Source organism: Dyella japonica DSM 16301, from assembly GCF_001010355.1.
Taxonomy (GTDB): domain Bacteria; phylum Pseudomonadota; class Gammaproteobacteria; order Xanthomonadales; family Rhodanobacteraceae; genus Dyella; species Dyella japonica.
The window spans coordinates 95,688-120,789 of the sequence record NZ_JPLA01000003.1; the positions used below are offsets into that span (position 1 = coordinate 95,688).

Genomic DNA, 25,102 nt, shown 5'->3' on the forward strand with positions numbered 1-25,102 from the left:
GGAGTTACCCATGAGAGGACAGATCGGTCAGCTGATGCAGCAGGCCCAGCGCATGCAGGAAGAAATGAAGCGTGCGCAGGAAGAGATCGCCAAGCTCGAAGTCACCGGCAGCGCCGGCGGTGGTTTGGTCACCGTGCTGATGACCGGCGTGCATGAAGTGCGTCGCGTGCAGATCGACCGCAAGCTGTTTGCCGATGATCCGGAAATGGCCGAAGACCTGGTCGCCGCCGCGATCAATGATGCGGTGAACAAGGTGGCGGACGTCAGCAAGAACAAGCTCGGTGGCGTGACGTCGGGTATGAACCTGCCGCCCGGCTTCAAGATGCCGTTCTGACGCGCTCGTCTGTGGGAGCGCACCCTGTGCGCGACAGCCTACGGAGCGGGGATGCCGTCGCGACAGCCGGCGACTGGTTGAACGCTGCAATTCCGCGGTCGCGCACAGGGTGCGCTCCTACAGGGTGACTTTGGATTCATGAGCAAGCTACTCACCGATCTGATCGAAGCGTTGCGTTGCCTGCCCGGCGTGGGCGGCAAGAGTGCGCAGCGTATGGCCTTCCATCTGCTGGAGCGCGACCGCGAACGCGGGCAGCGCCTGGCGCAGGTGATGGAGCAGGCCATGCGTGAGATCGGCAACTGCTCGCGCTGCCGCAATTTCAGCGAGACGCCGGTATGCAACCTGTGCTCGAGCAGCAGTCGCGATCGCCAGGTGTTGTGCGTGGTGGAGTCGCCCACCGAGTTGGCCGCGATCGAACAGGCCACCGGTTATCGCGGCCAGTACTTCGTGCTGCTGGGTCGACTGTCGCCGCTTGATGGCCTTGGCCCTGAAGAACTCGGCCTGGACCGCCTGGCCGAGCGCCTGGGCGAAGGCGAGATCGAGGAACTGATCATCGCCACCAATCCCACCGTCGAAGGCGAAGCCACGGCGCACTACCTGGCGCAGCTTGCGCGTGCGGCGAACGTGCGACCGACGCGTCTGGCCCACGGCGTGCCGCTGGGTGGCGAGCTCGAATACGTCGATCGCGGCACCTTGGCCCACGCGTTCGGCAGCCGCCAGTCGCTGGACTGAGGCGATGACGCCCACGCTCAGCCTGGAGATTCCCGGCAACCAGGAATACCGCGCGCTGCGCAGCGCCGCCGGCCTGAGCCTGATGTCGGAAGAGGGCGCGGCGCTCGGCCTGCCGGCGAGTTGGTGCTCGGTGTGCGTGCGCCACGCGGGCGAACTGATCGGCATGGGGCGCGTCGTGGGCGACGGCGGCCTGTTCCTGTTCGTTGTCGATATCGCAGTGACGCCGGCCTGGCAGGGCGAGGGCCTGGGGCGACGCATCATGCAGGCACTGATGGACGAAGTGCATGCGCGTGCTCCGGCGCGCACCATGGTCGCCCTGATTGCGGACGGCACGGCGCACGAACTCTACGCAAAGTTCGGATTCAAACTGGTGGCGCCAGGTGCACAAGGTATGCTGTTGCGGTTGTCATAAGAGCGAAGGAATCAGTCATGGGCGACACCATCTTCGGCAAGATCATCCGCCGTGAAATTCCCGCCGATATCGTCTATGAGGACGATGAGGTGCTGGCGTTCCGCGATCTCAATCCGCAGGCCCCGGTGCATGTGCTGTTCGTGCCCAAGAAGCCGATCGCCACGCTTGATGGCGCCACGGCCGCTGACGCCGAACTGCTGGGCAAGTTGTTGCTGGCCGCCGCCGCGTACGCGCGTCGTGAGGGTCTGGCTGAAGAGGGCTATCGCACCGTGATCAACTGCAACGAGCATGGCGGGCAGACGGTGTTCCATCTGCACGTGCACCTGCTGGGCGGGCGACAGATGCATTGGCCGCCAGGCTGAATCGGCACGGCTTCGCACACAAAAAAACGCCGGCTTTCGCCGGCGTTTTCTTTAGATGCGATCAGTGGTGCGGCACCGGTGCCGGATGCACGATCACGCGTGTGCGGTAGTAACCNNAACCGCCGTAATAGCCACCGTAGTAACCACCCCAGCCACCCCACGGGCCCCAGCCCGGACCCCAGTAGGGACCCCAGAACGGGTCGTAGTAGCCCGGACCATAATTCACGATCACGCGCTTGGGCCACAGGTACACCACGTTGGCTTCGATGCGCGGATAGGCGTAGTTGTACTCGCCGACCTTCTCGGACATCGTGCCCTGGATAACGCCGGTGACGGTGATGTCGCGACCGGTGGTAAACACTTCCGGATCATAGAAGCCGGCGCGGCAGGCCACGAAGCGGCCCTGCGTTTCGCCGTCCGTGCTCGCCGACTCCGGGCGCGCCTGGTCATCCAGCGGACGCTGCAGTACGTAGAAGCAGGTTTCCTGCGGACCGGGTTTGGTCTCGATGATCTGGCCGCCCCAGCGAACCTGGGCGCCGGCGGCTCCGTTGGCTTCCTGTTGGGCGGCAACGGAGTTGACCTGGGTGAACGTGCCCTGCAGCGGTTGCGGCACCGTTGCGCAGGCCGCCAGCGTGGCCACGGCGGTCGCGAGAATCAACGGCTTGTACATGGACATGACGCTTCTCCATCGTGTGGTGGATGCGGCGCATCCACGGTTCAATATCATTTGACCACGCGACGCGGTCGAAAGTCCCGCGCAGCCTGTCGAAAGTTTTTAAGCAAGTCAGCTGGCGGTTCGTCGTGCGCGTAACGCAGTTCCAGATAAGTCCTCATCAGGTGTTCCAGCTGCTCGCGTTGGCTGGGGAGGGCCCGCGCGGCGCGGCTGAAGTAGTGCTGCGGTCCTTCGCTGTGTCGGCGGATCACGCCTGCCGAGGCCAATCGTTTTTCCAGCATTCGCATGCTTGTATGTGCGCGATCGGCTTCAGGACGTTGCCACATGGCCCATAGCAAACCGCCTACAGCAAATAGCGAACCGCCGATGGCGAGCAGCAAGCCCAACATGCCGACGCTGGTGTCGTTCACACCAAACGGCGTCAGCAGCCCGCGCTGCCTCATCGTGTCAAAGCCGATAACGCCTTGGTTCCACCACTGGTTGACGATGTCCCAACGGTTACGCCACGACAGCCACCATTGGTTGGGTGGCCAGTCAGTAGCCTTGGCATTGGCTGCCGCGGATCCCTGGCTGACCCGTTCCGGGCGCACGGCGGCGGTAGGATCCATGCGCACCCAGCCACGTTCAGGCAACCAGACTTCGCTCCATGCGTGGGCATCGGCCTGGCGCACCAGCAGGTAGTTGCCCATGCTGTTCCAGTAGCCGCCCTGGTAACCGGTGACGACCCGGGCAGGGATGCCGGCCGCACGCATCAGCACGACGAAGGAGGAGGCGTAGTGCTCGCAGAATCCTTCGTGCGTGCCGAACAGGAAATCGTCGACCGTGTTGCGCCCCAGCGGCGCGGGCGCCAGCGTGTAACTGAAGCCGCCGTCATGGAACAGCGTCATGGCGGCCTGGGCAATCGCCGCTTCGTTGGCGCCGTATTGCGCACGCCATCGTTGCCCCAGCGCTCGTGCCTGCGGGTCGAAACCCGGCGGCAGCTGCAGGGCGCGTCGTCGCTCGCGCTCGCTGAGCTGCCCTTGCAGGCGGTAGCTGGACGCCGAGCGCAGCGAGTAGACGAGGGGATCGTTGACCGGACGATCGGCGCGCATTTCGCGGTCCGCGCTCATGCTTGCCTGGGTCGGCGCCTCGAGCGGCACGTCGAGCGCCGGCAGCACGCGTTGACCGGTTGCCTCAAGGGTCACGGTGTATTGGGTGATCGGGCCGTGTTCGACGGCTCCTGGCGTGCCGTTGCGCTCGCTGCCGTTCCAGGTGCGACCGTCGTAGTTGGAAAGGACATACGCGCGGAAGTAGCGCTGCTGATTGGGCGGTGGCGCGCCGACGAAGGACACGCGCATGGCGGGTCGGTCGTCCAGCAAGAGTTCGGCGAAGTCGCCGGGCGACATGTCTGCACTCAGGCCGGTACGGCCTTGCGTGCTGTTGGGCGCGCCCCACAACGGCGAGCTCAGCCGGGGCACAAAGATGAAGGCCAGCAGGGCCATCGGCAGCGAGGCGGCCAGCAGCTTGAGCGCCGGCAGCAATTCGCGTGGAAGACTGCTGGCGGGCCGCGCCGGCTGCAGCGCGCGCAGCGTGGCCAGGGCGGGCAGCAGGCCTAGCGCCACCAGTACGGTGGCCACCATGCCCTGGTCGAACAGCAGCGCCGTCATCAGCGCAAAGCAGGAGAACGCCGCGCCGACGCGCGCGTCCCGCGGCGTCTCCGTTTCGAACACCTTCAGTACCAGCAGGCCTGCCACCAGTGCGGCGCCAGGTTCGCGTCCGAAGATGGTGCTGTAGTGGGAAATCACCGCCGCGGTCAGCAGCGCCAGCAGCGACAGTTTCAGATAGGTCGGCGCACGACCGGGCCGCTGGCGGCGCTGCCACCAGCGCAGTCCAAGCATCACCGCGAGCGCGAGCGTGAACCACGCCGGCAGATGCGGGGCGTGCACGCCAAGCACCACGGTGACGGTGATGCACAACAGGTCGAACGGGCGTCGCTCCAGCGGCGCCTGGTGTCTGTGCCGGAACAGGGATAGACGCATCACGGCATCCGTGCCAGGGCATTCATGCAGTGGCTGTAGTGGCTGCGGCCATGCCCCAGACTGATGTCCTCGGTGGGCAGCCACAAACTGGTGGGCCGTCCCACTGTCTCCGCTTCGCCCAGCCAGCGGGCCAGGCGCTCGATGCGCGACTCGGGACTGAGCTGGGCGAGCTGGCGCCAGTCCAGATGCCACTCCTCCTGCGCCTCGGGCTGTTCGAAATCCTTCACCAGCAGGTTGTCGTGGCGCGCGCTGTGTTTCCACGCGATATGCCGCTGGGGGTCGCCGGCGCGATAGGCGCGCAGGGCCGCAATATCCTCGCCCTGATGCAGGCGTTGCTGCTGGCTGGCATCGCCGGGCATCACCGGCGGCGGGCCGCCGGTTTCGGGGTGCGGCCACACCAGCACGGACTGGTCGGGATGAATCCAGCTCCAGGCATGGAACAGCCCGAGCGGCCAGTTGCTCCACAGTTTGATGCGCGGCATCGGACGCCAGCCACGGCGATGGGTATCGAGCTGCAGGGACACCAGGGTTTCGCCGTGTGCCTCGACGGTGAAGGCCTCGGCCTGGTCGTTCATGTCTGCGTGCACTGAGAGATGCGCGTGCCCGCTGCCGCTGAAGACCAGGGTGATCGCCATGGGCTCGCCAGCGATCGCCTGGCCTTGCCGGATGCCGGTGAGCTTGAGTCCATCCAGGCTGCGAAACGCGATCAGCATGCTCGCGGACGTGGCCGAACCGAGCAGGCAGGTGAGCATCAGCGCGGCGTTGTTGGTGTAGTTCAACGCGCCCACCAGCATGATCAGCAGGAGCACGGTAAAGGCCGCGCCAAACGCCGTCGGCACGATGTAGACGCGCCGCCGATGCAGGACGATCGGCAGAGGTTCGGTGCGCTTGTATCGAGTGAGGGCGGGCAGGCGTCGTTCTGCCCAGGTCTGGACGCGACGAATCGCGGCGAGCATTAGTCCACCGCGACGTCGGCAAGCAGGCTGCGCGCGAGGCTGTCGCCGCTCGCGCCCCGCGTGGTGACCAGGCGATGCGCCGCCAGCGGTACGAACAGCGCCTGGATGTCCTCCGGCAACACATGCTGGCGGCCGCTCAGCATGGCCCATGCGCGTGCCGCGCTCAGCAGCGCCAGGCCGGCGCGCGGGGACAGGCCTACGCGAACGTCGGCATGGCGTCGGCTGGCGGCAAGCAGAGCTTGCAGATAATCGAGCAGCGCCGAGCTGGCGGTCACCGATTGCGCCCGACGGGCCAGTTCGGCCAGGCCGGCCACATCCAACTGCGGCGTCAGTTGTGCGAGCAGGTCGCGTCGATCGCTGCCAGTCAGCAGCGCGCGTTCGGCGGCGGCGTCGGGATAGTCCAGCGAAACGCGCAACATGAAGCGGTCCAGCTGCGAGTCCGGCAGCGGAAACGTGCCGGCCAGGTCGAGCGGGTTCTGCGTGGCCACCACGAAGAAGGGCTGCGGCAGGATATGCGTCTGGCCGTCCACCGTGACCTGGCCTTCCGCCATCGACTCGAGCAGGGCGCTCTGCGTCTTGGGCGTGGCGCGATTGATTTCATCGGCCAGCAGCAGGCCGGTGAAGATCGGGCCTGGATGGAAACGGAACTGTCCCGTCTCGCGCTCGTAGACGCTCACCCCGATAATGTCCGAGGGCAGCAGGTCGCTGGTGAACTGCACGCGCTGGAAATCCAGCTCAAAACTGGCGGCCAGCGCATGGGCCAGCGTGGTCTTGCCGACGCCAGGCACGTCTTCCAGCAGAAGATGGCCGCCGGCGAGCAGGCAGGTGAAGGCCAGCTTGACCTGCCGCGGCTTGCCCAGCAGCACGCGGTTGACCTGGGCCATGCTGGCCTCCAGCCGCGTGCGTAGTGATTCTTCGTGTAGCGGAGTAATGGCGGACATGGGTTTCTGGCAGCGGGGAAGGGTGATGCGGAACACAGCACATGCGTGACGCCCCCAGTGTAGCCGTGGGTTTCTCGCGCTGGCGAGCGGTGTTCGTGATCGCCTTCGCAGTGCTCTGCGTGGTCAAGATCATGCTTGCTGCAAGCCTGTCACCGTTTGGTGACGAGGCGTTCTACTGGCAGGAGAGCCGCCGCCTCGCCTGGGGTTATAGCGACCTGCCACCGCTCACGGCCCTGCTGATCCGCTTGGGCGAGAGCGTGGCCGGGCACGGTGTGTTCGGCATGCGCTGGCCCTTCCTGCTGATCGGCAGCGGCCTGCCATGGTTGGTGCGCGCCGTTGCCCGCGAAGCGTTCGACGAGCGCACCGGCTGGCAGGCCGGCCTGCTGTGCCTGGTTTTGCCGCTGGCGGGCAGCCTGGGTGTGCTCGCCCTGCCGGACGTGCCGCTGACCGTGGCGATCATGGCGGCCCTGCTGGGCCTGATGCGGGCGCTGGATCGCGACTATTGGCGCGACTGGCTGCTGCTTGGCCTGTCGCTTGGCGTCTGCTGGCTGACCCATTACCGCGCCGCCATGCCGATGCTGGCCGGCCTGCTGTTTTGCCTGATGACGCCACGGGGGCGGGCGCTGTGGCGCCGCCCGGGGCTATGGCTGGCTTTGACAGTCGCCGCGTTGGGCCTGGTTCCGCTGGTCATTTCCAATTGGCAGCAACATGCCGCGGGCCTGGCCTTCCAACTGGTCGAACGCAATCCCTGGCAATTCCATGCCGATGCCCTGGTGCAGCCGCTGGAGCAGGCGGTGGCCTGCACGCCGTTGTTGTACCTGTTGCTGCTGTGGGCAGCATGGGTGAGCTGGCGTCGTCGTGACGAGGGTCGGCCGTGGGACCTTATCGCCATCGTGTCTGGCTGCTTCATCGTCGTCTACTTCGTGCTGGGGCTGTTTGCCGACGACGTGCGCTTCCGCGCGCACTGGCCTTTGCCCGGTTATCTGCCGCTGCTGGCCGCCCTGCCGGTTTTGCTGCGCGAACGACAGCCGTGGCGTCAGGCCTGGCTGACCGCTGCGTTTGTGCTGGCCGCAGTGGGACTGATCGGCGGTCTCACCTATCTCGGCCTGGCCGCCAGCGACCACGGTGCGCGCGTGTTGGCGGGCGTCAAAGCCTTCCCGGCCCGTTTCGTCGGCTGGCGCGAAAGCGGCGACATGGCGCGCGAACTGCTTGCCGCGCATCCGCGCGTGCTGGTTGCCGACAACTTCATGCTCGCGGCGGAAATCGATTTCCAGCTGGGCGGCCGCGTGCCGGTCTATGTGCTCGACAGTCCGCTCAACATCAAGCATGGACGCGCACCGCAGCTGGCCTGGTGGGAACTCGATGAAACCGCCTTGCGTCGACGACATGCTGGCGAAGCCGTCTTGCTTGCGGTCGACGAAAAAGCGCTGCGCGTGCATGAGCGGGCGGACTGGTTGCGCGGGCTGTGCAGCCGCATCGTCCAGCCTGCGCCGCTGACGCGGCTGGATCTGTTCGAAGGGCGTCGTCGCATCGCCTTTTACGCGGGAACCGTGCCGTCATCGTTGCCTGCCGTGGCAACGTCCAGCGATGCGTGTGTGATCTGGCAAAGCGCGGCGGCGAACGGGCAGTAGCGTTCGATCAGGGCAGGGCGAGGCCCGCTTCGCGCAGCATGCGCGCGAGTGCAATCAGCGGCAAACCGATCAAGGCGGAAGGATCCTGGTTGTCGATGCGCTCGAACAGGCTGATGCCCAGCCCTTCGCACTTGAAGCTGCCGGCGCAGTCGAGCGGTTGCTCGCGTTCGATGTAGCGATCGATCTCGTCCACGGTCAGGCTGCGGAACATGACGACCGTGTGGTCGACATGCACGCGATCCTCGCCGGTGCGCGTGTCGTGCAGACACAGTGCCGTATGGAAATGCACTTCGCGGCCGGAGCTCGCCAGCAGCTGCGCACGGGCGCGTTCGGCGGTGCCGGGTTTGTCGAGCACCAGGCCGCCCAGTTCGGCAACCTGGTCCGAACCGATCACCAGCGCATCGTCGAGACCCTCCGCTGCTGCGCGGGCCTTGGCGATCGCCAGCCGGCTGGCGCGAGCGCGTGGCGTCTCGTCGGGCAGGGCGGTTTCGTCGGTGCCCGGAGCGCGTTGTTCGAAATCGGCGACGATGCGGCGCAGCAGCTCGGCCCGATAGCGCGAGGTCGAGCCCAGCACCAGGGTGGGCAGGCTCATGCGTCGTGCTCGCGGCGCAGGTGTTCGCGCATGGCGCTGTCCAGGTCGTGCTGGGCGCGATCCAGGGCGGCCAGCAGCGGCCGCAGCCGATCGCGGGTATCATTCATGGATGCGACGGCCTTATCGAGTTCCTCTTGCGAGGCTTTCGGCGCGGCGTCGCGGATCCAGATGCGCTGTTGCAGCAGAGAGCGCAGGCCCGCGTCGATCGCGTGGCGAGCCTCCTGTTCGCTGCTGGCGGGCAGGTCCGGATTGAGCGACATGACGGCGTGGGCCTGCTGCAGGCCGGCTCGGCAGGTCTTGAGATCCGCCTCCACCCGGTCGGCCAGGTCCAGCAGCTGCAGCAGGCTTTGCGTCCGGCGATCAGCACGGCGCCGCGAGGCCAGGGTCGCCCCGACCAGGGCAGCGGCAAGGATCAGCAGCGCAGCAATGCCGAGCGTCAGGTAGGGGTTCACGGGCGGCCAGCTCGCAGGAGAGGGTGTCCAAAGTCTGCCGTACCGGGGCGGTTCAGGCAAAATTGGCGTTCAGGGTGGTCTGCGGCGTGCCTACCCGTTGACTTCAAGGTGTTGTAATTCTAAGATTTCGGGTCTATGTCCGTGACACTGCCAGAGTCCGTGGACGCTTGGCGCATGGTCTCGGCGCGGCGTTCGTTCCAGGGGGAATTCCCCGTCGTCGCCATGAAGCGACTGGGCGAGGCCTTGGCCGGTACGGAAGGGACGGCGCACTACGAGCTGGATTTTGGCCGCGACGAGTTTGGTACGGCCTACCTCGACGTGCGTGTCCAGGTTCCTGTCACGCTGACCTGCCAGCGCAGCCTGGAGCCGTTTGTACTGCCCATGACGGTCGACAGCCGGCTGGGATTGATCCGCTCCGAGCGCGATGAAGCGGCCCTGCCGCCGAACGTCGAGCCGCTGCTGATCGCCGACGACAGCAAGCTCAACTTGCTGGAAGTCATCGAAGACGAATTGTTGTTGGCGCTGCCGCTGGTCCCGGTCAATCCGGACAGCACACTGCCTGAAGACGTAGTAGGCCCCACGCCGGAGGAAGTCTCCAGCGAAGGGCGTTCCGATAACCCGTTCGCGGTTTTGCGCGAACTCAAGAAAAACTGATTTAGCTGGAGATTCGCCATGGCCGTTGCCAAGAGCCGCAAGACCCCGTCCACCCGCGGCATGCGTCGTTCGCACGATGCGCTGAAGACCGTGCAGCTGTCGACCGATCCGACCAGCGGCGAGGTGCATCTGCGCCACCACGTCACCAAGGACGGCTACTACCGCGGCAAGAAGGTCATCCAGACCGCCGGCGCGGTGGTCGAAGAGGATTGATCGTACCCGCAAGGGATACGGTTCCGCATGGCGGCGCGATTTCGCGCCGCTTTGCGTTTATGCGATCACCCACGTAACGTTGGCGGTTTGGAAGCTGGCTTGAGCTGTTGAGGCCGCTTTTCCCAACCCGTCGCATGGAAAGTTAATGGCCCAGATTTACGCCCGCATCACCGGCACCGGCAGCGCACTGCCTGAGCGAGTGGTGACCAACGCCGATCTCGAGAAGATCGTCGAGACCAGTGACGAATGGATTGTCAGCCGCACCGGCATTCAGCGCCGCCACATCGCCGCCGAAGGCCAGACCACCGGCGACCTGGCTACCGAGGCCGCGGAGCGCGCCCTGGAAGCGGCCGGCGTCAAGGCGTCGGAGCTTGATCTGATCGTGCTCGGCACGACCACCCCGGACATCATTTTTCCGTCGACCGCCTGCCTGGTTCAGCATCGCCTGGGCGCCAACGGTTGCGCGGCGTTCGACGTCAATGCCGCCTGCTCGGGCTTCGTCTACGCGCTGGGCATTGCCGACAAGTTCATCCGCAGCGGCCAGTCCAAGAAAGTGCTGGTGATCGGCGCGGAAACGCTGACCCGCATGGTCGACTGGACCGAGCGCGAAACCTGCGTGCTGTTCGGCGACGGCGCTGGCGCCGTGGTGCTGGAGGCCTCGGAAGAGCCGGGCATCTACGCCACGCTGCTGCATGCGGACGGTGGCTTTAAGCATCTGCTGTACAACCCGGTCGGTGTCTCGGTCGGCTTCAAGGACGAGCCCAACCACGGCGTGCGCATCAACATGGCCGGCCGTGAAGTGTTCAAGGTCGCCGTCAAGACGCTCGACTCGCTGGTCGATGAAACCTTGCAGGCCGCCGGCATGGACGAGTCGCAGATCGACTGGCTGATCCCGCACCAGGCCAACCTGCGCATCATCGAGGCAACCGCCAAGCGCCTGAAGATGCCGATGGAGCAGGTGATCGTCACCGTGCAGGAACACGCCAATACCTCGTCCGGCTCGGTGCCGCTGGCGCTGGATTACGCGGTGCGTTCGGGCAAGGTCAAGCGTGGCCAGAATCTGTTGCTGGAAGCGTTTGGTGGCGGATTCACGTGGGCGTCGGCGCTGCTGCGTTATTGATTGCCCCATCGCATGACATGCAAGGCCGCCTCCGGGGCGGCCTTTGTTTTTCTGTAGGAGCGCACCCTGTGCGCGACCGGCCTCATGGCTGAATGAGGGGCGTTGCAGTCGCGCACAGGGTGCGCTCCCACACAAAGCTGGATGGTCCCGTTTGTCACAATCGACCAAATACAGCTGCGTATGGCGCTGATTACTGGCACCATTCCGTTTTTCGATTTCAGAAAACCCCATCCATGACCGATACCGCCGCTACGCTCGCTTTCGTTTTCCCGGGCCAGGGTTCGCAATCCGTGGGCATGCTGGCCGAGCTGGCCGCCGTGCATGCGGAAGTGAAGGCTACGTTCGACGAGGCATCGCAGGGCGCTGGCATCGACCTGTGGGCGCTCAGCCAGCAGGGTCCGGAAGAGGACCTCAATCGCACTGAGAACACGCAGCCGGCGCTGCTGGCCGCCAGCGTGGCGGTGTGGCGCGTGTGGCAGAAGCTCGGTGGCGCGACGCCGGCGCAGATGGCCGGCCACAGCCTGGGCGAGTACAGCGCGCTGGTGTGCGCTGGTGCGCTGTCGCTGCATGACGCCGCTGCACTGGTCGCCGAGCGCGGCCGCCTGATGCAGGCCGCCGTGCCGCCGGGCGTCGGCGCGATGGCGGCCATTCTTGGTGGTGACGATGCGCAGATTGCCGCCGTGTGCGACGAAGTCGCAGACGGTCAGGTCGTCGCGCCCGCCAATTTCAATTCGCCCGGTCAGCTCGTCATCGCGGGCAATGCCGAAGCGGTGGATCGCGCGCTGGCCAAGCTGGCGGAGCAGGGCGTGAAGAAGGCCATCAAGCTGGCCGTGTCGGTGCCTTCGCATTGCGCACTGATGCGCGATGCGGCCGATCGGCTGGGGGAGCGCATGGCGTCGATCCACTGGACGTTGCCGTCCGTGCCGGTGGTGCAGAACGCCGAGGCGCGCAGCTACGACACGCTGGAAGACATCCGCGGCGCGCTGCAGCGCCAGCTGTACCTGCCGGTGCGCTGGACGCAATGCGTGCAGGCGCTGGTCGCAGGCGGCGCGACGCGCATCGCCGAAGCTGGCCCGGGCAAGGTGCTGGCCGGCCTGATCAAGCGCATCGACAAGAGCGTGGAAGCGCGCGCCATCGGTACGCCGGCCGAGCTGGAAGCTGCCCGCACCGAGTGGGCCTGAGTCCCGCTACTTTCCCGATTCATGCGGCTGGACGGATCGCCGTCTAGCCATCCAAAGGAAATGACAGATGAGCAAGACACTGCAAGGTGAAATCGCCCTCGTCACCGGCGCCAGCCGCGGCATCGGTGCGGCGATTGCGGATGAACTGGCGGCGCAGGGCGCCACGGTCATCGGCACCGCCACCAGCGACAGCGGTGCGGCGGCGATCGGCGAGCGTCTTGCCGCGCACGGCGGCCACGGCCGCATGCTCAACGTGACCGATGGCGCCTCCATCGATGCGCTGATCGACGGCATCGCCAAGGAATTCGGCCCGGTCTCGATCCTGGTCAACAATGCCGGCATCACCCGCGACCAGCTGCTGATGCGCATGCGCGATGAAGACTGGCAGGCCATCCTCGATACCAATCTCACCTCGGTGTACCGCGCCTCCAAGGCGGTGATGCGCGGCATGATGAAGGCGCGCAAGGGCCGCATCATCTCGATCGCCTCGGTGGTCGGCGTGACCGGCAACCCGGGCCAGGCCAACTACGCGGCGGCCAAGGCCGGCATCATCGCGTTCTCGAAGTCGCTGGCGCGCGAGATCGGTTCGCGTGGCATCACGGTGAATGTGGTGGCGCCGGGCTTCATCGATACCGATATGACACGTGCACTGCCCGAAGACGCCCGTACGGCGCTGCTGGGGCAGATTGCGCTCGGTCATCTGGGTCAGGCGACGGATATTGCGAAGGCCGTGGGCTTTCTGGCGTCCCCGTCGGCGGCTTACATCACCGGCGAGACGCTGCATGTGAACGGCGGTATGTACATGCCGTAAGGCCTCAAGAAAGGGCGGCAAGCCCTTCTGTTGGCCCCCAATTGTTTGAAACGGCCGGATTGCCCTCCATCTATGGGGATGGGCCGTTCGGTGCGCCGGCGCGGGCCGGCTTAACACGGAGTTGTCGCAAGCTACATCGTTTTAGGCGACAATTGCTTCTTTCGCGCCGGCCCCGTGGCCTGCGTATCACCATTGCTGGCGGATCATGGCGGCCTCGCGGCTTAACCACTACAATCCGCCGGCCATATGTCGGCCTTATGTCCGGCGTTGATCAGGTAACTACTCCTTGGGAGGTATTGGCAACATGAGCACCATCGAAGAGCGCGTCAAGAAAATCGTCATCGAGCAGCTGGGCGTGAAGGAAGAGGAAGTCACGGCGAACGCTTCGTTCGTGGACGATCTGGGCGCTGATTCGCTGGACACCGTCGAGCTGGTAATGGCCCTCGAGGAAGAGTTCGAGACCGAGATCCCGGACGAAGAGGCCGAGAAGATCACCACGGTGCAGCAGGCTGTTGACTACATCAAGGCCCACACCAAGGAGTGATCGCTCTGCTGCGACGACGCCATGCGTCTGTCCACTAGCGATACCGGAAGCTGCGCCACATTGGCGCAGTTTTCGTTTCTGCATTTTGCAACGTCCGATCCCGTATGGTGCGCACGGCGCACTGCACGGCCCGGATGACGTGGCCACGAATGACGCAGATTGCCTGCCGCCATCGACAGAGCCACGGATACACAAGGGAACATCAGCATGAGCAAACGACGTGTGGTTGTAACCGGGCTGGGCATCATTTCCCCGGTCGGCAACGATGTCGCGACCGCCTGGGACAATATCCTCAAGGGCGTCAGCGGCATCGGTGAGGTTACCCATTTCGACGCCACCGCCTATGCCACGCGCATCGCCGGTCAGGTACGTGATTTCGATCCGGCGCAGTGGATTGCCCCGAAAGAGATCAAGAAGATGGATCCGTTCATCCACTACGGCATCGCCGCGGGCACGCAAGCCCTGCGCGATTCCGGCCTGGAAGTGACGGAAGCGAACGCACCGCGCATCGGCGTGGCCGTGGCAGCCGGTATCGGCGGCCTGCACACCATCGAACATACGTCGATCGAACTGCACGACAAGGGACCGCGTCGCGTGTCGCCGTTCTTCGTGCCGTCCTCGATCATCAACATGGTGTCCGGTCACTTGTCGATCATGTACGGCCTGAAGGGCCCGAACATCGCCTGCGTCACCGCCTGCACCACCGGTACGCACAACATCGGCCTGGCCGCGCGCATGATCCAGTACGGCGATGCCGACGTGATGATCGCCGGCGGCGCCGAGTTCGCCACCACCGGTACGGCGATGGCGGGCTTCTGCTCGGCCAAGGCCATGTCCACGCGCAACGACGAGCCGACCAAGGCCAGCCGTCCGTGGGACAAGGACCGCGATGGTTTCGTGCTGTCCGACGGCGCCGGCGTGCTGGTGCTGGAAGAGTACGAACACGCCAAGGCGCGCGGCGCGAAGATTTACGCGGAGCTGGTCGGTTTCGGCATGAGCGGCGACGCCTTCCACATCACCGCCCCGAGCGAAGGTGGCGAAGGTGCGGCGCGCAGCATGGATACGGCGCTGAAGGATGGCCATCTGAACCCGACCGACGTGCAATACGTCAACGCGCACGGCACCTCCACGCCGCTGGGCGACCTGGGTGAAGTGCTGGCCGCCAAGCGCGTGTTCGGCGACCACGCCTACAAGCTGGCGATGAGCTCGACCAAGTCGGCCACCGGTCACCTGCTCGGTGCCGCTGGCGGTGTGGAAGCGATCTTCACCATCCTCGCCCTGCGCGACCAGGTGCTGCCGCCGACCATCAACCTGGACGAGCCGGGCGAAGGCTGCGATCTGGATTTCGTGCCGCACATCGCGCGCGAAGCGAAGTTCGACGTGGCCATCTCCAACTCGTTTGGCTTCGGCGGCACCAACGGTACGCTGGCATTCCGTCGCATTTGAGCGAAGTGACCACGCTACATCGCAAGACCCTGCACGGCCGGCGCGATCTCCTCGCGCCGGCCGCTGCATTTCCGGGGCGCTATCCGGGCCTGCTGCAGAGCGTGACCCATGGTACGCCGCAGTCGCGCTACGACATTCTGTTCGCGTTTCCGCAGGAAGCGTTGACCCTGCGTGCCGATGGGCAACTCATCGACGGTCAGGGCGAGTCGATGCAGGGCGGTTTTCTCGGCGCGCTGGATCAGGCATGGCGTGCGGCACGGTTGCCGCGTGATGACTCAAGCGATTTGCCGTTCCATGGCGGCTGGCTGCTGTTTCTCGCCTATGAGCTGGTTGGCGAGATCGAAACGCGCCTGCAGCTTCGTTCGTCGACGGTGTTGCCGACGGCAGTGGCAATGCGCTGTCCGGCGGCGGTGATCGTCGACCACGCGCGTGGCTGCACGGTGCTGGTGGCGGAGCAGGGGCATCACGATCTGCTCGATGCCATGGAAGCCGATCTCTGCGCAGCGATCGAACTGCCTGCGCTGCCTGCACCCGATGCGTGCAGCGAGGACGAGCCTGCGCTGTTTCTCGATGGCGTGGCGCGCATCCATGAACATCTGCACGCCGGCGATATTTTCCAGGTGAATCTCTCGCGGGCCTGGCATGCGCATTACGCCAAGCCTGTTTCGCCTGCGCAGTTGTATCTGTCGCTGCGGCAAGCCAACCCGGCGCCGTTCGCGGGCCTGTTCCAGCAGCCCGAATGGGCGGTGGTGAGTTCCTCGCCCGAGCGTCTGGTCGAAGTGCGCGATGGCCTGGCGCAGACGCGTCCTATCGCCGGCACGCGGCCGCGCACGCCGGGCGACGACGACACCGCCCGCATCCTTGAACTTAGCACGCATCCCAAGGAGCGCGCCGAGCACGTGATGCTGATCGATCTCGAACGCAACGACCTGGGACGCGTCTGCGTGCCGGGTACGGTCGAAGTGAACGAGCTGATGGTGGTGGAGAGTTACGCCCACGTGCATCACATCGTGTCGAACGTGCGCGGTCGCCTGCGCGACGCGGTGACGCCGGGTGAAGTGATTGCCGCCACGTTCCCGGGTGGCACCATCACGGGCTGTCCCAAGGTGCGCTGCATGGAGATCATCGCCGCGCTGGAAGATGCGCCGCGTGGCGCGTATACCGGCGCACTCGGCTACCTGGATCGCAACGGCGATCTCGATCTCAATATCCTGATCCGCACGTTCACCCTGGCAGGTTCCGACGTCACGCTGCGCGCAGGCGCGGGCATCGTGGCTGACTCGGTGGCGGATAAAGAGCTGGACGAAACGCGCGCCAAGGCGCGCGGTCTGCTGCGCGCATTGGGAGTGCAGGGCTGATGACGGACCGCGTACTGGTCAACGGTGCGCCGTCTGTCACCGTCTCGGCATTTGATCGCGGCTTGTCCTACGGCGACGGCCTGTTCGAAACCGTTCGCTTCGTCGATGGCGTGGCGCCACTGTGGCCGCGGCACATGGACCGTTTGCGCGAGAGCTGCATCCGCTTGCGCCTGCCAGCGCCCGACGCGCCGCAACTGGCACGCGAAGCGGCGCTGGTGATCGAAGGCATGGACGATGCGGTCGTGCGCATCACGCTGACGCGCGGGCTTGGAGAGCGCGGCTATGCCCCGCCTCAGGCCGTTGCGCCGACCCGCGTGGTGACCGGCTTCGACGCGCCGGCCATGACCGGTGATGCCTATCGCGAGGGCCTGCGCGTGCGCTGGTGCGACACCCGCCTGGCCGCGCAGCCGCTGCTGGCCGGCATGAAGCACCTCAATCGCCTGGAGCAGGTGCTGGCGCGCGCCGAATGGTCCGATCCCACGGTGGCCGAAGGCCTGCTTTGCGATGCCGAGGGGCAAGTCATCTCGGGCACCATGAGCAATCTGTTCGCCGTGCTCGATGGCGCCCTGGTCACGCCGGCGCTGGACCGCTGCGGCGTGGCGGGCGTGGCTCGCGCCGAAATACTCGCCAGCCGCCCGGGTGTACGCATCCAGGGCCTGCGTCCGGTGGAGCTTGCCCGTGCCCGTGAGGTCTTCCTCAGTTCCAGCGTACGCGGCATCCTGCCTGTTCAGGCCGTGGGCGATACCGTGTATGTTGCCGGGCCGGTCACCCGCGCTTTGCAACAGCATTGGCGCGGCCTGGGTTTTCCGATGGAGCAGGCATGAGTGGACACAAGATGCAGGGGCGGGCGCTCTGGCGCAGCCTGATCGTGCTGGTGTTGCTGGCAGTCGCCGGTGGCGTCGCCTACGGATGGATGGATTACCAGCGTTTCGTCGGCACGCCGCTGGCGGTGTCGCCGCAGACGCCCAGCGTCGATGTGGCCAAGGGCAGCAGCCTGCGCGATGTGGTTGGTCAGTTGCGCGAGCAGCACGTGACCGAGACACGCCCGCTGTATTGGCGCGTGCTGGCCGAGCAACTGCGCGTGGCCGGCCGCTTGCATGCCGGCGAATATGCGCTGACCGCGGGCATGACGCCGCGCGAGCTGTTGCTCAATATGGCCGCAGGCAAAGTCCTGCAGCGCAATTTCACCATCGTCGACGGCTGGAACTTCCGCGACCTGCGCCAGGCTTTGGCAAAGGCGGATCGTCTTAAGCAGGATGGTGCGGGCTTGGATGATGCCGCGCTGATGGCCAAGATCGGCGCGCCGGGCGAAATGCCCGAGGGACGCTTTCTGCCCGAGACCTATGCCTATGTGAAGGGCGACAGCGACCTGGACATCCTGCGCCGCGCGCACGCCGCGATGGCGAAGATGCTGGACTCGCTGTGGGCACAACGCGACAATGACGTGCCGCTGGCCACGCCGTATGACGCGCTGATCCTGGCCTCCATCGTGGAGAAGGAAACCGGCCGCGCCGATGAGCGTGCGCGCATCGCCGGTGTATTCGTGCGCCGGCTGCAGACGCATATGCTGCTGCAGACCGACCCCACGGTGATCTACGGCATGGGCGAGTCGTACACCGGCAATATCCACAAGTCCGACCTGACTACCGATACGCCGTACAACACTTATACCCGCGCCGGCCTGCCGCCGACGCCGATCGCCATGGCCGGCAAGCCCGCCATTGAAGCGGCCCTGCATCCGGCCCCGGGTTCGGAGCTTTACTTTGTGGCGCGTGGCGACGGCACGCATGTGTTCTCCAGTACGCTGGACGAGCACAATCGCAACGTGGCCTGTTTTCAGCTGAAGCGATGCCAATGACACGAGGCAAGTTGATCACCCTTGAGGGCGGCGAAGGCGCCGGCAAGAGCACGCTGCTCGCTGGCCTGCAGCAGCACTTGCGCGCGCAGGGTGTGGATCTGGTGCAGACGCGCGAACCCGGCGGCACGCCGCTCGGTGAGGCAGTGCGGGCCATCGTGCTCGACCCGGCGCATCGCGGCATGTGCGCCGAATCCGAATTGCTGCTGATGTTCGCCTCGCGCGCGCAGCTGGTGCGCGAATGCATCGAACCGGCGCTGGCGGCGGGGCAGTGGGTGCTGTGCGACCGTTTCACCGATGCGAGCTATGCCTACCAGGGCGGTGGCCGCGGTGTGCCGAACGAGCGCATCGCCACGCTTGAACAATGGGCGACGCACGGTCTGACGCCCGACCTGACCCTGTTGCTGGATCTTCCCGTCGCCACCGGACGTGCCCGCGCCGCTGGGCGCGGCGAAGCCGATCGCATCGAAGTCGAAGGCGATACCTTTTTTGAGCGCGTGCGTGCGGCTTATCGTGCGCGCGCCGCGGTGGAGCCGGTGCGCTTTCGCATCATCGACGCCACGCTGACGCCGCCGGAAGTGCTGGCTGCCGCCATCGATGCCACGCATCATCTATTCGGAGCCACCGCATGAGCGTGATGCCCTGGCATGAGGAGCATTGGGAGCGCCTGCAGGCGCGGCGTGAGCGCAATGCGATGCCGCACGCGCTCCTGCTGTGCGGGCCGGAAGGCCTGGGCAAGCGCGACTTCATGCGCCGCTTCGCCGAGGGTCTGCTGTGCCAGCATCCGCAACACGGCGAGCCGTGCGGCAAGTGCCGCAGCTGCCTGTTGTTTGCGGCGGGCACGCATCCGGATTTCGCCACGCTGAGTTTTGGCCTGCGCAAGGACGGCGTGCAGCGCAGCGAGATCGTAGTCGACCAGGTGCGCGAGCTGTCCGCCCGCCTGGCCATGTCCAGCCAGTTCGGCGGCTGGCAGATCGTGTGCATCGATCCGGCCGATGCGATGAACACGGCGGCGGCGAACGCCTTGCTCAAGACGCTGGAAGAACCCTCGCCGCAGACCTTGCTGCTGCTGGTCGCCGATGCGCCCTGGCGCCTGCCGCAGACCATCCGCAGCCGCTGCCAGCGCATTGAATTTCACTTGCCGCCGCGCGAGCAGGCGCTGGCCTGGCTGGAGCAGCAAGGCGTCAAGGATGCTGCCGCTGCGCTCGATGCGGCAGGCGGCAATCCCGGCATGGCGCGCGCGTGGGCCGAACAAGGTGCGCTCGTGCGTCGGCAGGAGGTCCGCAAGGATCTCGGCGCGCTGGCGGCGGGACGTGGCGAGGCCATGGAAGTGGCGCGCCGCTGGCTCGACAACGAGCCGCAGCAGCGCCTGTGGTTTGCCGCTCAGGCGGCGGCCGAAGAGTTGAAGTTGCGCGCCACCGCGGGGCAGGGGCCGCTGGCCAGTCAGCTGGACGCCGAAGGGCTCGACCAGTGGTATATGGCGGCCAATCGCACGCGCGAATCACTGCGTGGTCCCTTGCGCGGCGATCTGCTCCTGTTGGAATTGCTTGCACGCTGGCACTGAGGCCAGCGTGACAACCATGTGGCAGTCACCGCGTTTCCCCTAGGGAAAGGCCGCTGACAGGCCGCCTGCCTACGCTTCGCCGATGAAGTTTGCCTCCCAACGCCAGCTCCCCATTTGGCCGTGGATTTCGCTCTTGTTCCTGCTGGTCCTTCGACTGGCATGGCTCAATGCGTACACGCTCAACTCCGACGAAGCGCAGCACGCGCACGTGGCATGGGCGTGGACGCAAGGGCTGCTGCCGTACCGCGATGTGTTCGACAACCATGGCCCGCTATTCGGCTGGCTGCACTCGCCCTTGCTCAAGTGGCTGGACAACCGTCCCGATGTGCTGACCTGGCTGCGCCTGGCCATGCAGTTCTGGTATGTGATTGCGCTGGGTTCGGCAGGCTGGATGGCGCAGCGGCTCTACGGGTGGCGCGTCGCTGCCGTGGTCGTGCTGGTGGCCGGTTTGTTCCCGCGCTTCTTCGTGGTCAGCGGACAGTTCCGCACCGACGACATGTGGATGGCGATGTGGCTGCTGGGCATGGCGTTCGTGGCAGGAGCGCCGCCGCGCCTGTGGCGTTACTTCATCGCCGGCCTGGCGATGGGCTGCGCGTTGTCGGTATCGCAGAAAACGCTGGTGCTGCTGGTCACCACCATCGTTTCGGCTGGCGTGGTGCGGCTGATGCGTCCGTCGCATGCGCCGCGTGCCGGTGTGCGCTGCTGGATCGCGGCCTTGGTGGGTGTGCTGGTGGTGCCGGCGATCTGGACGATCTGGCTGGGCACGCATGGCTTGCTGGAAGACGCCTGGTATGGGCTGGCCGAGTACAACATCGGCGGCGCCAACAAACGGCATGCGGCGCAGCAAGGTTTGTGGTTTCTGATTTTCGCGGCGGTGCTGGTGGTCTTCTGCGTGCGCGAAGCGCGCCAGCGTTCGGAAGGCGGTTTCGACTGGACCGTGTTCTTTGCCTTGCAGGGTGGTCTGTACCTGCTGCTGATCTGGTTTATCTGGCCGCTCATTACCAAGCAGGATTTCCTGCCGGTGCTGCCGACGCTCGCGATTGCCTCTGCCGGCCTGGCAGCGACCTGGCAATGGCTGAACACGCGGCCGATCTTGCGCGGCGCGTTGTTGCTGGTGTTGCTGGTGGCAGAAATGGCGACCGTCATAGCCTATGCGCCGCCGTGGCAGGACGACCTGGCCGAACAGCGCAACGAGCTGTCGAGCGTGCTGCGCTACACGAACGAAACCGACACGGTGATGGACCCCAAGGGCGACTCGATCTTCCGCATGCGCCCTTACTACCCCGTGCTGGAGAGCCTGGCCATGCGGCGCCTGCGCCGTGGGCAGATGGCCGACACCATCGTCGACGACCTGGTCAACCATCGGACCATGCTGGTGGTGTTGCGTCGCCTGCCGCCGTCGAGCGCGCGCTTCGTGATGCTCAATTATGTGCAGGCGGGCGGCGACATCTGGATCGCCGGCCGTATGCTTGCCGATCATCAGCCCCAGCAGACCATCGATGTGAATGTACCCGGAGACTACGTGGTGACCGATGGACACCAGCGCCTCAGCGGCAGCCTCGATGGCGCCCCGCCGGCGGACCACTGGTTCCTGGGCCGCGGCACCCACCATCTGGTGCTCAGCGGCGGCACGCCCGTGGCGTATGTGTGGTCGCAGGCCTTCGATCGCGGCTGGCGTCCGGCGCCTCCTGTCACGGGAGGCTGATATGAGCTTGAGCCTGAATGCCCGGACGCGACTGCTGGTCGTCGCGCCGCACCCGGATGACGAATCGATCGCGACCGGCGAGCTGATCCTGCAGGTGCGCCAGGCCGGCGGCGAGGTGCAGATCCTGCTGCTCACCAATGGCGACAACAATCCCTGGCCGCAGCGTTGGGTGGAACGCCGGCTGCGCATCGGCGCCGACGAGCGCCGCCGCTGGGGTGAGCGCCGGCGTACCGAGGTCACCCAGGCGCTGGCCCAATTGGGCGTGACCGGCGAGGCATTGCAGCCACTGGGCTGGCCGGACATGGGCATCACCCGTCGGCTTTGCGATCAGCTCGATGCCAGTGTCGAGATGGTGGTCCAGTGCCTGGAGGCGTTTCGTCCCACCCTGGTCGCCTTGCCCGCGCTGGGCGATCACCATCCCGATCACGGCGCCGCCCATGTGCTGACCCGGCTGGCGGTAGCCGGTGCCGACGGCGAGGCGCCGCGCATGCTGGCCTACCTGGTGCACGGTCAGGAAGTCACCGGCAAGGGCAGGGTGAAGCTCGATTCCTCAGTCGGTATTCACGCCACCAAGATGGCCGCTCTCGCCTGCCATCGCAGCCAGATGGCCTTGAGCGGCAAGCGCATGCGCCGTCTGGCCGATCGAGGCGAGCGGTATCAGGCGGTTCGCGGGACATCGGTGGCGGCCGAATCGGCCGTCCTGCCATGGCAGCCATCGCGCCTGCTCCAGCGCTGGCTGCGCCTGACCCTGGTCGACGAGCGCGGCGTCCGCCAATGGCCGTGGCGCCAGGCGCCGCTGAGCATGGACGGGCAGGGACGTTACGTGCTGCACGGTTTGGATCCGGCCGCTCCGGGGCCGCGCTTCCTCAAGCTGCACATGAATCTGCCGTCGCCCTGGATCTTCGACCGCTGGGGCTGGTGCGAGCTCTAGCGCCGTCACATTCCGTCGACATCTCGCTTGTGGCCAAGGCCGGCCGCTCGCTACGATGCGGCTGAGGGGCGCTGCATCAGCGGCGTACAGGAGCAGTCATGAATCCGGCCATTGCCGCCCGCCAGGGCATCATTTCGTTGAAGATCAAGGACACGGCGTCGCTCTACAACGCCTATATGCCTTATCTGAAGCACGGTGGCCTGTTCGCCCCCACGGCCCAGAAGTACGCCCTCGGCGACGAGGTGGTGCTGCTGATCAACCTCACCGATGAAGGCGAGCGCCTGTCGGTGGCCGGCAAGGTGGTCTGGGTCACCCCGGTCGGTGCGCAGGGCAACCGCACGGCCGGCATCGGCGTGCAGTTCAACGAATCGTCCGATGGCGAAGTGGCGCGTACCCGGATTGAGAACATCCTGGCCGGCCTGACCGGATCCGAGCGCCCGACGCATACCATGTAGAGCCTGTTCACAATCTCCTCGTGGCCCGCGCCGGGATCTGTTTGCGCCCAGGACAAGGAAGAACGATGGAGTGTACGTCCGTACACGACTGAGTGATGACGCGGTCCTGGGGGCAAACAGACCCGGCCCGAAGGGTTGTTCTTGAGTGGCCCCCAGCCGGCAGCGCGTGGCGCCACGCGCTGCCGGCTGGGGCCACTCAAGAACAACGCGGGCTACGAGGAGATCGTGAGCAGGCTCTAAGACCTTGGTCGCAATGGCTTACGACCGCTGGAAGAAACCCCTGCAAATCTCCTTCCAAATAGCCGTCAAGGCTTGTTGTTGTTAAGCGCACTGATACAATGTCGCGATCCCTCGATTCAGATCGAGGGAAGTCGGACGCTCGCTGCCCCCAATGCAGGTGATCGTGGCGCCTAGCCTTTGGCCCTTGCGGGCCATGCCGAACCCAAGTTCCGCGGACCGTTTCCCCGACGGTCACTGATGCGCCAATGAAGGCGCGGAGGTACGTTTCACCGTGCTTGCCGAATACTGGCCCATTCTGCTCTTCATCGGCGTTGCCGCCGGCCTTGGCGTGGTGCTGCTGGCCATTGGCCTGCTGGCAGGTCCGCGTCGCCCCGAAGCAGAGAAACTCTCGCCGTACGAGTGCGGCTTCGAAGCCTTCGAAGACGCGCGCATGCGTTTTGACGTGCGCTACTACCTGTTGGCGATTCTTTTCATCATCTTCGATCTGGAAATCGCCTTCCTGTTCCCGTGGGCGGTGGTGTTCCAGAAGATCGGCCTGATCGCGCTGATTGAAATGGCGCTGTTCCTGCTGCTCCTTGTCATTGGTTTTGCTTACGTGTGGAAGAAGGGAGCACTGGAATGGGAGTGATCTCGTCGCTTGACCGGGTGATGCACAACCCGCAGCCGTTGAACCTGGTGGACGACATCCTGCGTCCGGCCGAAGACAACCCTGTCATGCAGCGCGGCTTCGCCACGACCAGCGTCGACGCCCTGATGAACTGGGCGCGCACCGGTTCGATGTGGCCGATGACCTTTGGTCTGGCCTGCTGCGCCGTGGAAATGATGCATGCCGGCGCCGCGCGCCTGGACCTGGACCGCTACGGCGTGGTGTTCCGCCCCAGCCCGCGCCAGTCCGACGTGATGATCGTGGCCGGCACGCTGGTCAACAAGATGGCCCCGGCGTTGCGCAAGGTCTATGACCAGATGCCCGATCCGAAGTGGGTCATCTCCATGGGTAGCTGCGCCAATGGCGGCGGCTACTACCACTACTCGTACTCCGTGGTGCGTGGCTGCGACCGCATCGTGCCGGTGGACATCTACGTGCCGGGCTGCCCGCCGACGGCCGAAGCGCTGATCCACGGCATCCTGCAGTTGCAGAAGAAGATCCGCCGCACCAACACCATCGCGCGTTCCTGACAAAGGCGCAGCAGAGCATGACTGATACCTCTTTCAACTCGCTGGCCGAGCGTCTGTCCGCGCGATTCGGCGACACGCTGACGATCAGCGTCGTCCGCAACGAAGTCACCGCCGAAGTGGCCGCCGCCGACCTGCTCGCGGTGGCCACGGCTTTGCGCGACGAAGCCTCGTTCCGCTTTGGCGTGCCGATCGACGTCTGCGGCATCGATTACCTGGGCTACGGCCAGACCGAATGGGACACCGAAACCGTGTCCGGCACCGGCTTCTCGCGTGGCGTGGAAGGCGAGGCCGTGGGCCGCTTCAAGTGGGCTGACCGTCCGCATGCCGAATCCTCACCGCGCCGCTTCGCCTCGGTCGTGCACATCCTGTCGCTGGAGAACAACCAGCGCCTGCGTCTGCGCGTGTTCTGCGAAGACGACACGCTGCCGATCGTGCCCTCGCTGACCGGCATCTGGCCGGGCGTGAACTGGTTCGAGCGCGAGTCGTTCGACCTGTACGGCATCATCTACGACGGTCACCCGGATCTGCGCCGCATCCTTACCGACTACGGCTTCGTGGGTCACCCGTTCCGCAAGGACTTCCCGCTGATCGGCAATGTCGAAGTGCGTTACGACCCCGAGCAGAAGCGCGTGGTGTACGAACCCGTGTCGATCGAGCCGCGCGTGCTGGTGCCGCGCGTCATCCGTGACGATGCCGACCTGCTGCAGGCCAAGGCCGAAGCGGCCGATAACTGGCGGAATAACTGA

The 25,102-nt window shown here is 65.8% G+C and carries 29 protein-coding genes; 23 read left to right on the forward strand and 6 right to left on the reverse strand.

All coding sequences use genetic code 11. The annotated features are described in order from the left end of the window. Positions 1 to 10 precede the first annotated feature (10 nt). From Y882_RS01680 to Y882_RS01695, 4 genes are all read left to right on the forward strand, one after another. On the forward strand, positions 11 to 334 hold the full coding sequence (locus tag Y882_RS01680; RefSeq protein WP_046970131.1) for a YbaB/EbfC family nucleoid-associated protein: 324 nt from the start codon (positions 11 to 13) through the stop codon (positions 332 to 334). A gap of 138 nt (positions 335 to 472) precedes the next feature. Further along, positions 473 to 1,066 (forward strand): recombination mediator RecR, encoded by a 594-nt coding sequence (recR, locus tag Y882_RS01685; RefSeq protein WP_046970132.1) that lies wholly within the window; start codon positions 473 to 475, stop codon positions 1,064 to 1,066. 4 nt (positions 1,067 to 1,070) lie between these two features. Beyond that, complete coding sequence (locus Y882_RS01690; protein WP_046970133.1) at positions 1,071 to 1,478, forward strand: GNAT family N-acetyltransferase; 408 nt, start codon at positions 1,071 to 1,073, stop codon at positions 1,476 to 1,478. A gap of 17 nt (positions 1,479 to 1,495) precedes the next feature. Further along, a complete protein-coding gene (locus Y882_RS01695) occupies positions 1,496 to 1,840 on the forward strand; it encodes a histidine triad nucleotide-binding protein (RefSeq protein WP_046970134.1) in 345 nt (114 codons plus the stop codon). Positions 1,841 to 1,901: 61 nt separating this feature from the next. Here the strand turns inward: Y882_RS01695 and Y882_RS01700 are convergent, their stop codons facing one another. Genes Y882_RS01700 through Y882_RS01715 form a run of 4 tightly spaced genes read right to left on the reverse strand, consistent with a single transcriptional unit; the run spans position 1,902 to position 6,428 of the window. Beyond that, a complete protein-coding gene (locus tag Y882_RS01700; protein ID WP_425479390.1) occupies positions 1,902 to 2,567 on the reverse strand; it encodes a Slp family lipoprotein in 666 nt (221 codons plus the stop codon). Beyond that, positions 2,564 to 4,531 carry a transglutaminase TgpA family protein gene (locus Y882_RS01705; RefSeq protein WP_046970136.1) on the reverse strand — a complete coding sequence of 656 codons (1,968 nt, stop codon included), beginning with the start codon at positions 4,529 to 4,531 and terminating at the stop codon, positions 2,564 to 2,566. Before Y882_RS01705 ends, Y882_RS01700 begins: the two co-directional genes overlap by 4 nt. Next, a complete protein-coding gene (locus Y882_RS01710) occupies positions 4,531 to 5,487 on the reverse strand; it encodes a DUF58 domain-containing protein (RefSeq protein ID WP_046970137.1) in 957 nt (318 codons plus the stop codon). The genes Y882_RS01705 and Y882_RS01710 overlap by 1 nt, the downstream gene beginning before the upstream one ends. After that, positions 5,487 to 6,428, reverse strand: a complete 942-nt coding sequence (locus Y882_RS01715; protein WP_046970138.1) for an AAA family ATPase — start codon at positions 6,426 to 6,428, stop codon at positions 5,487 to 5,489. The genes Y882_RS01710 and Y882_RS01715 overlap by 1 nt, the downstream gene beginning before the upstream one ends. A gap of 41 nt (positions 6,429 to 6,469) precedes the next feature. Between Y882_RS01715 and Y882_RS01720 the strand changes: the two genes are divergently transcribed. Further along, positions 6,470 to 8,059 carry a glycosyltransferase family 39 protein gene (locus Y882_RS01720; protein WP_046970139.1) on the forward strand — a complete coding sequence of 530 codons (1,590 nt, stop codon included), beginning with the start codon at positions 6,470 to 6,472 and terminating at the stop codon, positions 8,057 to 8,059. A gap of 7 nt (positions 8,060 to 8,066) precedes the next feature. On the opposite strand, the gene Y882_RS01725 is transcribed toward Y882_RS01720, so the two are convergent. Both Y882_RS01725 and Y882_RS01730 read right to left on the reverse strand, forming a co-directional pair. After that, positions 8,067 to 8,651 (reverse strand): Maf family protein, encoded by a 585-nt coding sequence (locus Y882_RS01725; protein ID WP_046970140.1) that lies wholly within the window; start codon positions 8,649 to 8,651, stop codon positions 8,067 to 8,069. Continuing rightward, positions 8,648 to 9,103, reverse strand: a complete 456-nt coding sequence (locus Y882_RS01730; protein WP_046970141.1) for a hypothetical protein — start codon at positions 9,101 to 9,103, stop codon at positions 8,648 to 8,650. Before Y882_RS01730 ends, Y882_RS01725 begins: the two co-directional genes overlap by 4 nt. A gap of 135 nt (positions 9,104 to 9,238) precedes the next feature. On the opposite strand from Y882_RS01730, the gene Y882_RS01735 reads away from it, so the two are divergent. From Y882_RS01735 to Y882_RS01820, 18 genes are all read left to right on the forward strand, one after another. Further along, positions 9,239 to 9,757, forward strand: coding sequence for a YceD family protein (locus tag Y882_RS01735; RefSeq protein ID WP_046970142.1), 519 nt, complete (start codon positions 9,239 to 9,241; stop codon positions 9,755 to 9,757). An 18-nt stretch (positions 9,758 to 9,775) separates the two neighbouring features. Next, positions 9,776 to 9,970, forward strand: a complete 195-nt coding sequence (gene rpmF, locus Y882_RS01740) for a 50S ribosomal protein L32 (protein ID WP_046970143.1) — start codon at positions 9,776 to 9,778, stop codon at positions 9,968 to 9,970. Between the two features lie 145 nt (positions 9,971 to 10,115). After that, positions 10,116 to 11,090, forward strand: a complete 975-nt coding sequence (locus Y882_RS01745; RefSeq protein ID WP_046970144.1) for a beta-ketoacyl-ACP synthase III — start codon at positions 10,116 to 10,118, stop codon at positions 11,088 to 11,090. Between the two features lie 233 nt (positions 11,091 to 11,323). Next, positions 11,324 to 12,271 (forward strand): ACP S-malonyltransferase, encoded by a 948-nt coding sequence (gene fabD / locus Y882_RS01750; protein WP_046970145.1) that lies wholly within the window; start codon positions 11,324 to 11,326, stop codon positions 12,269 to 12,271. Positions 12,272 to 12,338: 67 nt separating this feature from the next. Further along, a complete protein-coding gene (gene fabG, locus Y882_RS01755; RefSeq protein ID WP_046970146.1) occupies positions 12,339 to 13,082 on the forward strand; it encodes a 3-oxoacyl-ACP reductase FabG in 744 nt (247 codons plus the stop codon). 304 nt (positions 13,083 to 13,386) lie between these two features. Further along, the gene (gene acpP / locus Y882_RS01760) at positions 13,387 to 13,626 is read left to right on the forward strand and encodes an acyl carrier protein (protein WP_019466215.1); all 240 of its coding nucleotides are present in this window, start codon (positions 13,387 to 13,389) and stop codon (positions 13,624 to 13,626) included. A gap of 207 nt (positions 13,627 to 13,833) precedes the next feature. Next, positions 13,834 to 15,072: a beta-ketoacyl-ACP synthase II gene (gene fabF, locus Y882_RS01765; protein ID WP_046970147.1), complete on the forward strand. Its 1,239-nt coding sequence runs from the start codon at positions 13,834 to 13,836 to the stop codon at positions 15,070 to 15,072. A gap of 5 nt (positions 15,073 to 15,077) precedes the next feature. After that, complete coding sequence (locus tag Y882_RS01770) at positions 15,078 to 16,430, forward strand: aminodeoxychorismate synthase component I (RefSeq protein WP_046970188.1); 1,353 nt, start codon at positions 15,078 to 15,080, stop codon at positions 16,428 to 16,430. After that, a complete protein-coding gene (gene pabC, locus Y882_RS01775; RefSeq protein WP_046970148.1) occupies positions 16,430 to 17,254 on the forward strand; it encodes an aminodeoxychorismate lyase in 825 nt (274 codons plus the stop codon). Before Y882_RS01770 ends, pabC begins: the two co-directional genes overlap by 1 nt. After that, complete coding sequence (gene mltG, locus Y882_RS01780; protein WP_046970149.1) at positions 17,251 to 18,288, forward strand: endolytic transglycosylase MltG; 1,038 nt, start codon at positions 17,251 to 17,253, stop codon at positions 18,286 to 18,288. Before pabC ends, mltG begins: the two co-directional genes overlap by 4 nt. Continuing rightward, positions 18,279 to 18,917 carry a dTMP kinase gene (gene tmk, locus Y882_RS01785; protein ID WP_046970150.1) on the forward strand — a complete coding sequence of 213 codons (639 nt, stop codon included), beginning with the start codon at positions 18,279 to 18,281 and terminating at the stop codon, positions 18,915 to 18,917. Before mltG ends, tmk begins: the two co-directional genes overlap by 10 nt. After that, positions 18,914 to 19,849 (forward strand): DNA polymerase III subunit delta', encoded by a 936-nt coding sequence (gene holB / locus Y882_RS01790; RefSeq protein WP_046970151.1) that lies wholly within the window; start codon positions 18,914 to 18,916, stop codon positions 19,847 to 19,849. Before tmk ends, holB begins: the two co-directional genes overlap by 4 nt. Before the next feature lie 133 nt (positions 19,850 to 19,982). Then, on the forward strand, positions 19,983 to 21,554 hold the full coding sequence (locus Y882_RS01795) for an ArnT family glycosyltransferase (RefSeq protein WP_162207380.1): 1,572 nt from the start codon (positions 19,983 to 19,985) through the stop codon (positions 21,552 to 21,554). Position 21,555: 1 nt separating this feature from the next. Then, on the forward strand, positions 21,556 to 22,485 hold the full coding sequence (locus Y882_RS01800; protein ID WP_046970153.1) for a PIG-L deacetylase family protein: 930 nt from the start codon (positions 21,556 to 21,558) through the stop codon (positions 22,483 to 22,485). 98 nt (positions 22,486 to 22,583) lie between these two features. Further along, the gene (locus Y882_RS01805) at positions 22,584 to 22,940 is read left to right on the forward strand and encodes a PilZ domain-containing protein (protein WP_046970154.1); all 357 of its coding nucleotides are present in this window, start codon (positions 22,584 to 22,586) and stop codon (positions 22,938 to 22,940) included. Between the two features lie 511 nt (positions 22,941 to 23,451). Then, the gene (locus tag Y882_RS01810) at positions 23,452 to 23,808 is read left to right on the forward strand and encodes an NADH-quinone oxidoreductase subunit A (RefSeq protein WP_046970155.1); all 357 of its coding nucleotides are present in this window, start codon (positions 23,452 to 23,454) and stop codon (positions 23,806 to 23,808) included. Next, positions 23,799 to 24,356: a NuoB/complex I 20 kDa subunit family protein gene (locus tag Y882_RS01815; RefSeq protein ID WP_046970156.1), complete on the forward strand. Its 558-nt coding sequence runs from the start codon at positions 23,799 to 23,801 to the stop codon at positions 24,354 to 24,356. Before Y882_RS01810 ends, Y882_RS01815 begins: the two co-directional genes overlap by 10 nt. Before the next feature lie 17 nt (positions 24,357 to 24,373). Then, positions 24,374 to 25,102: an NADH-quinone oxidoreductase subunit C gene (locus Y882_RS01820; RefSeq protein WP_046970157.1), complete on the forward strand. Its 729-nt coding sequence runs from the start codon at positions 24,374 to 24,376 to the stop codon at positions 25,100 to 25,102.

Excerpts from the sequence above, each read along its gene's own strand:
- mltG (WP_046970149.1), top strand. The coding sequence starts at position 17,251 with ATGAGTGGACACAAGATGCAGGGGCGGGCGCTCTGGCGCAGCCTGATC.
- Y882_RS01745 (WP_046970144.1), top strand. The coding sequence starts at position 10,116 with ATGGCCCAGATTTACGCCCGCATCACCGGCACCGGCAGCGCACTGCCT.
- Y882_RS01805 (WP_046970154.1), top strand. The coding sequence starts at position 22,584 with ATGAATCCGGCCATTGCCGCCCGCCAGGGCATCATTTCGTTGAAGATC.
- Y882_RS01800 (WP_046970153.1), top strand. The coding sequence starts at position 21,556 with ATGAGCTTGAGCCTGAATGCCCGGACGCGACTGCTGGTCGTCGCGCCG.
- Y882_RS01680 (WP_046970131.1), top strand. The coding sequence starts at position 11 with ATGAGAGGACAGATCGGTCAGCTGATGCAGCAGGCCCAGCGCATGCAG.
- holB (WP_046970151.1), top strand. The coding sequence starts at position 18,914 with ATGAGCGTGATGCCCTGGCATGAGGAGCATTGGGAGCGCCTGCAGGCG.
- Y882_RS01720 (WP_046970139.1), top strand. The coding sequence starts at position 6,470 with ATGCGTGACGCCCCCAGTGTAGCCGTGGGTTTCTCGCGCTGGCGAGCG.
- Y882_RS01710 (WP_046970137.1), bottom strand. The coding sequence starts at position 5,487 with ATGCTCGCCGCGATTCGTCGCGTCCAGACCTGGGCAGAACGACGCCTG.
- fabF (WP_046970147.1), top strand. The coding sequence starts at position 13,834 with ATGAGCAAACGACGTGTGGTTGTAACCGGGCTGGGCATCATTTCCCCG.
- fabD (WP_046970145.1), top strand. The coding sequence starts at position 11,324 with ATGACCGATACCGCCGCTACGCTCGCTTTCGTTTTCCCGGGCCAGGGT.
- Y882_RS01725 (WP_046970140.1), bottom strand. The coding sequence starts at position 8,651 with ATGAGCCTGCCCACCCTGGTGCTGGGCTCGACCTCGCGCTATCGGGCC.
- Y882_RS01815 (WP_046970156.1), top strand. The coding sequence starts at position 23,799 with ATGGGAGTGATCTCGTCGCTTGACCGGGTGATGCACAACCCGCAGCCG.
- Y882_RS01715 (WP_046970138.1), bottom strand. The coding sequence starts at position 6,428 with ATGTCCGCCATTACTCCGCTACACGAAGAATCACTACGCACGCGGCTG.
- acpP (WP_019466215.1), top strand. The coding sequence starts at position 13,387 with ATGAGCACCATCGAAGAGCGCGTCAAGAAAATCGTCATCGAGCAGCTG.
- Y882_RS01690 (WP_046970133.1), top strand. The coding sequence starts at position 1,071 with ATGACGCCCACGCTCAGCCTGGAGATTCCCGGCAACCAGGAATACCGC.
- tmk (WP_046970150.1), top strand. The coding sequence starts at position 18,279 with ATGCCAATGACACGAGGCAAGTTGATCACCCTTGAGGGCGGCGAAGGC.
- Y882_RS01735 (WP_046970142.1), top strand. The coding sequence starts at position 9,239 with ATGTCCGTGACACTGCCAGAGTCCGTGGACGCTTGGCGCATGGTCTCG.
- pabC (WP_046970148.1), top strand. The coding sequence starts at position 16,430 with ATGACGGACCGCGTACTGGTCAACGGTGCGCCGTCTGTCACCGTCTCG.
- rpmF (WP_046970143.1), top strand. The coding sequence starts at position 9,776 with ATGGCCGTTGCCAAGAGCCGCAAGACCCCGTCCACCCGCGGCATGCGT.
- fabG (WP_046970146.1), top strand. The coding sequence starts at position 12,339 with ATGAGCAAGACACTGCAAGGTGAAATCGCCCTCGTCACCGGCGCCAGC.
- Y882_RS01695 (WP_046970134.1), top strand. The coding sequence starts at position 1,496 with ATGGGCGACACCATCTTCGGCAAGATCATCCGCCGTGAAATTCCCGCC.
- recR (WP_046970132.1), top strand. The coding sequence starts at position 473 with ATGAGCAAGCTACTCACCGATCTGATCGAAGCGTTGCGTTGCCTGCCC.
- Y882_RS01705 (WP_046970136.1), bottom strand. The coding sequence starts at position 4,531 with ATGCGTCTATCCCTGTTCCGGCACAGACACCAGGCGCCGCTGGAGCGA.
- Y882_RS01820 (WP_046970157.1), top strand. The coding sequence starts at position 24,374 with ATGACTGATACCTCTTTCAACTCGCTGGCCGAGCGTCTGTCCGCGCGA.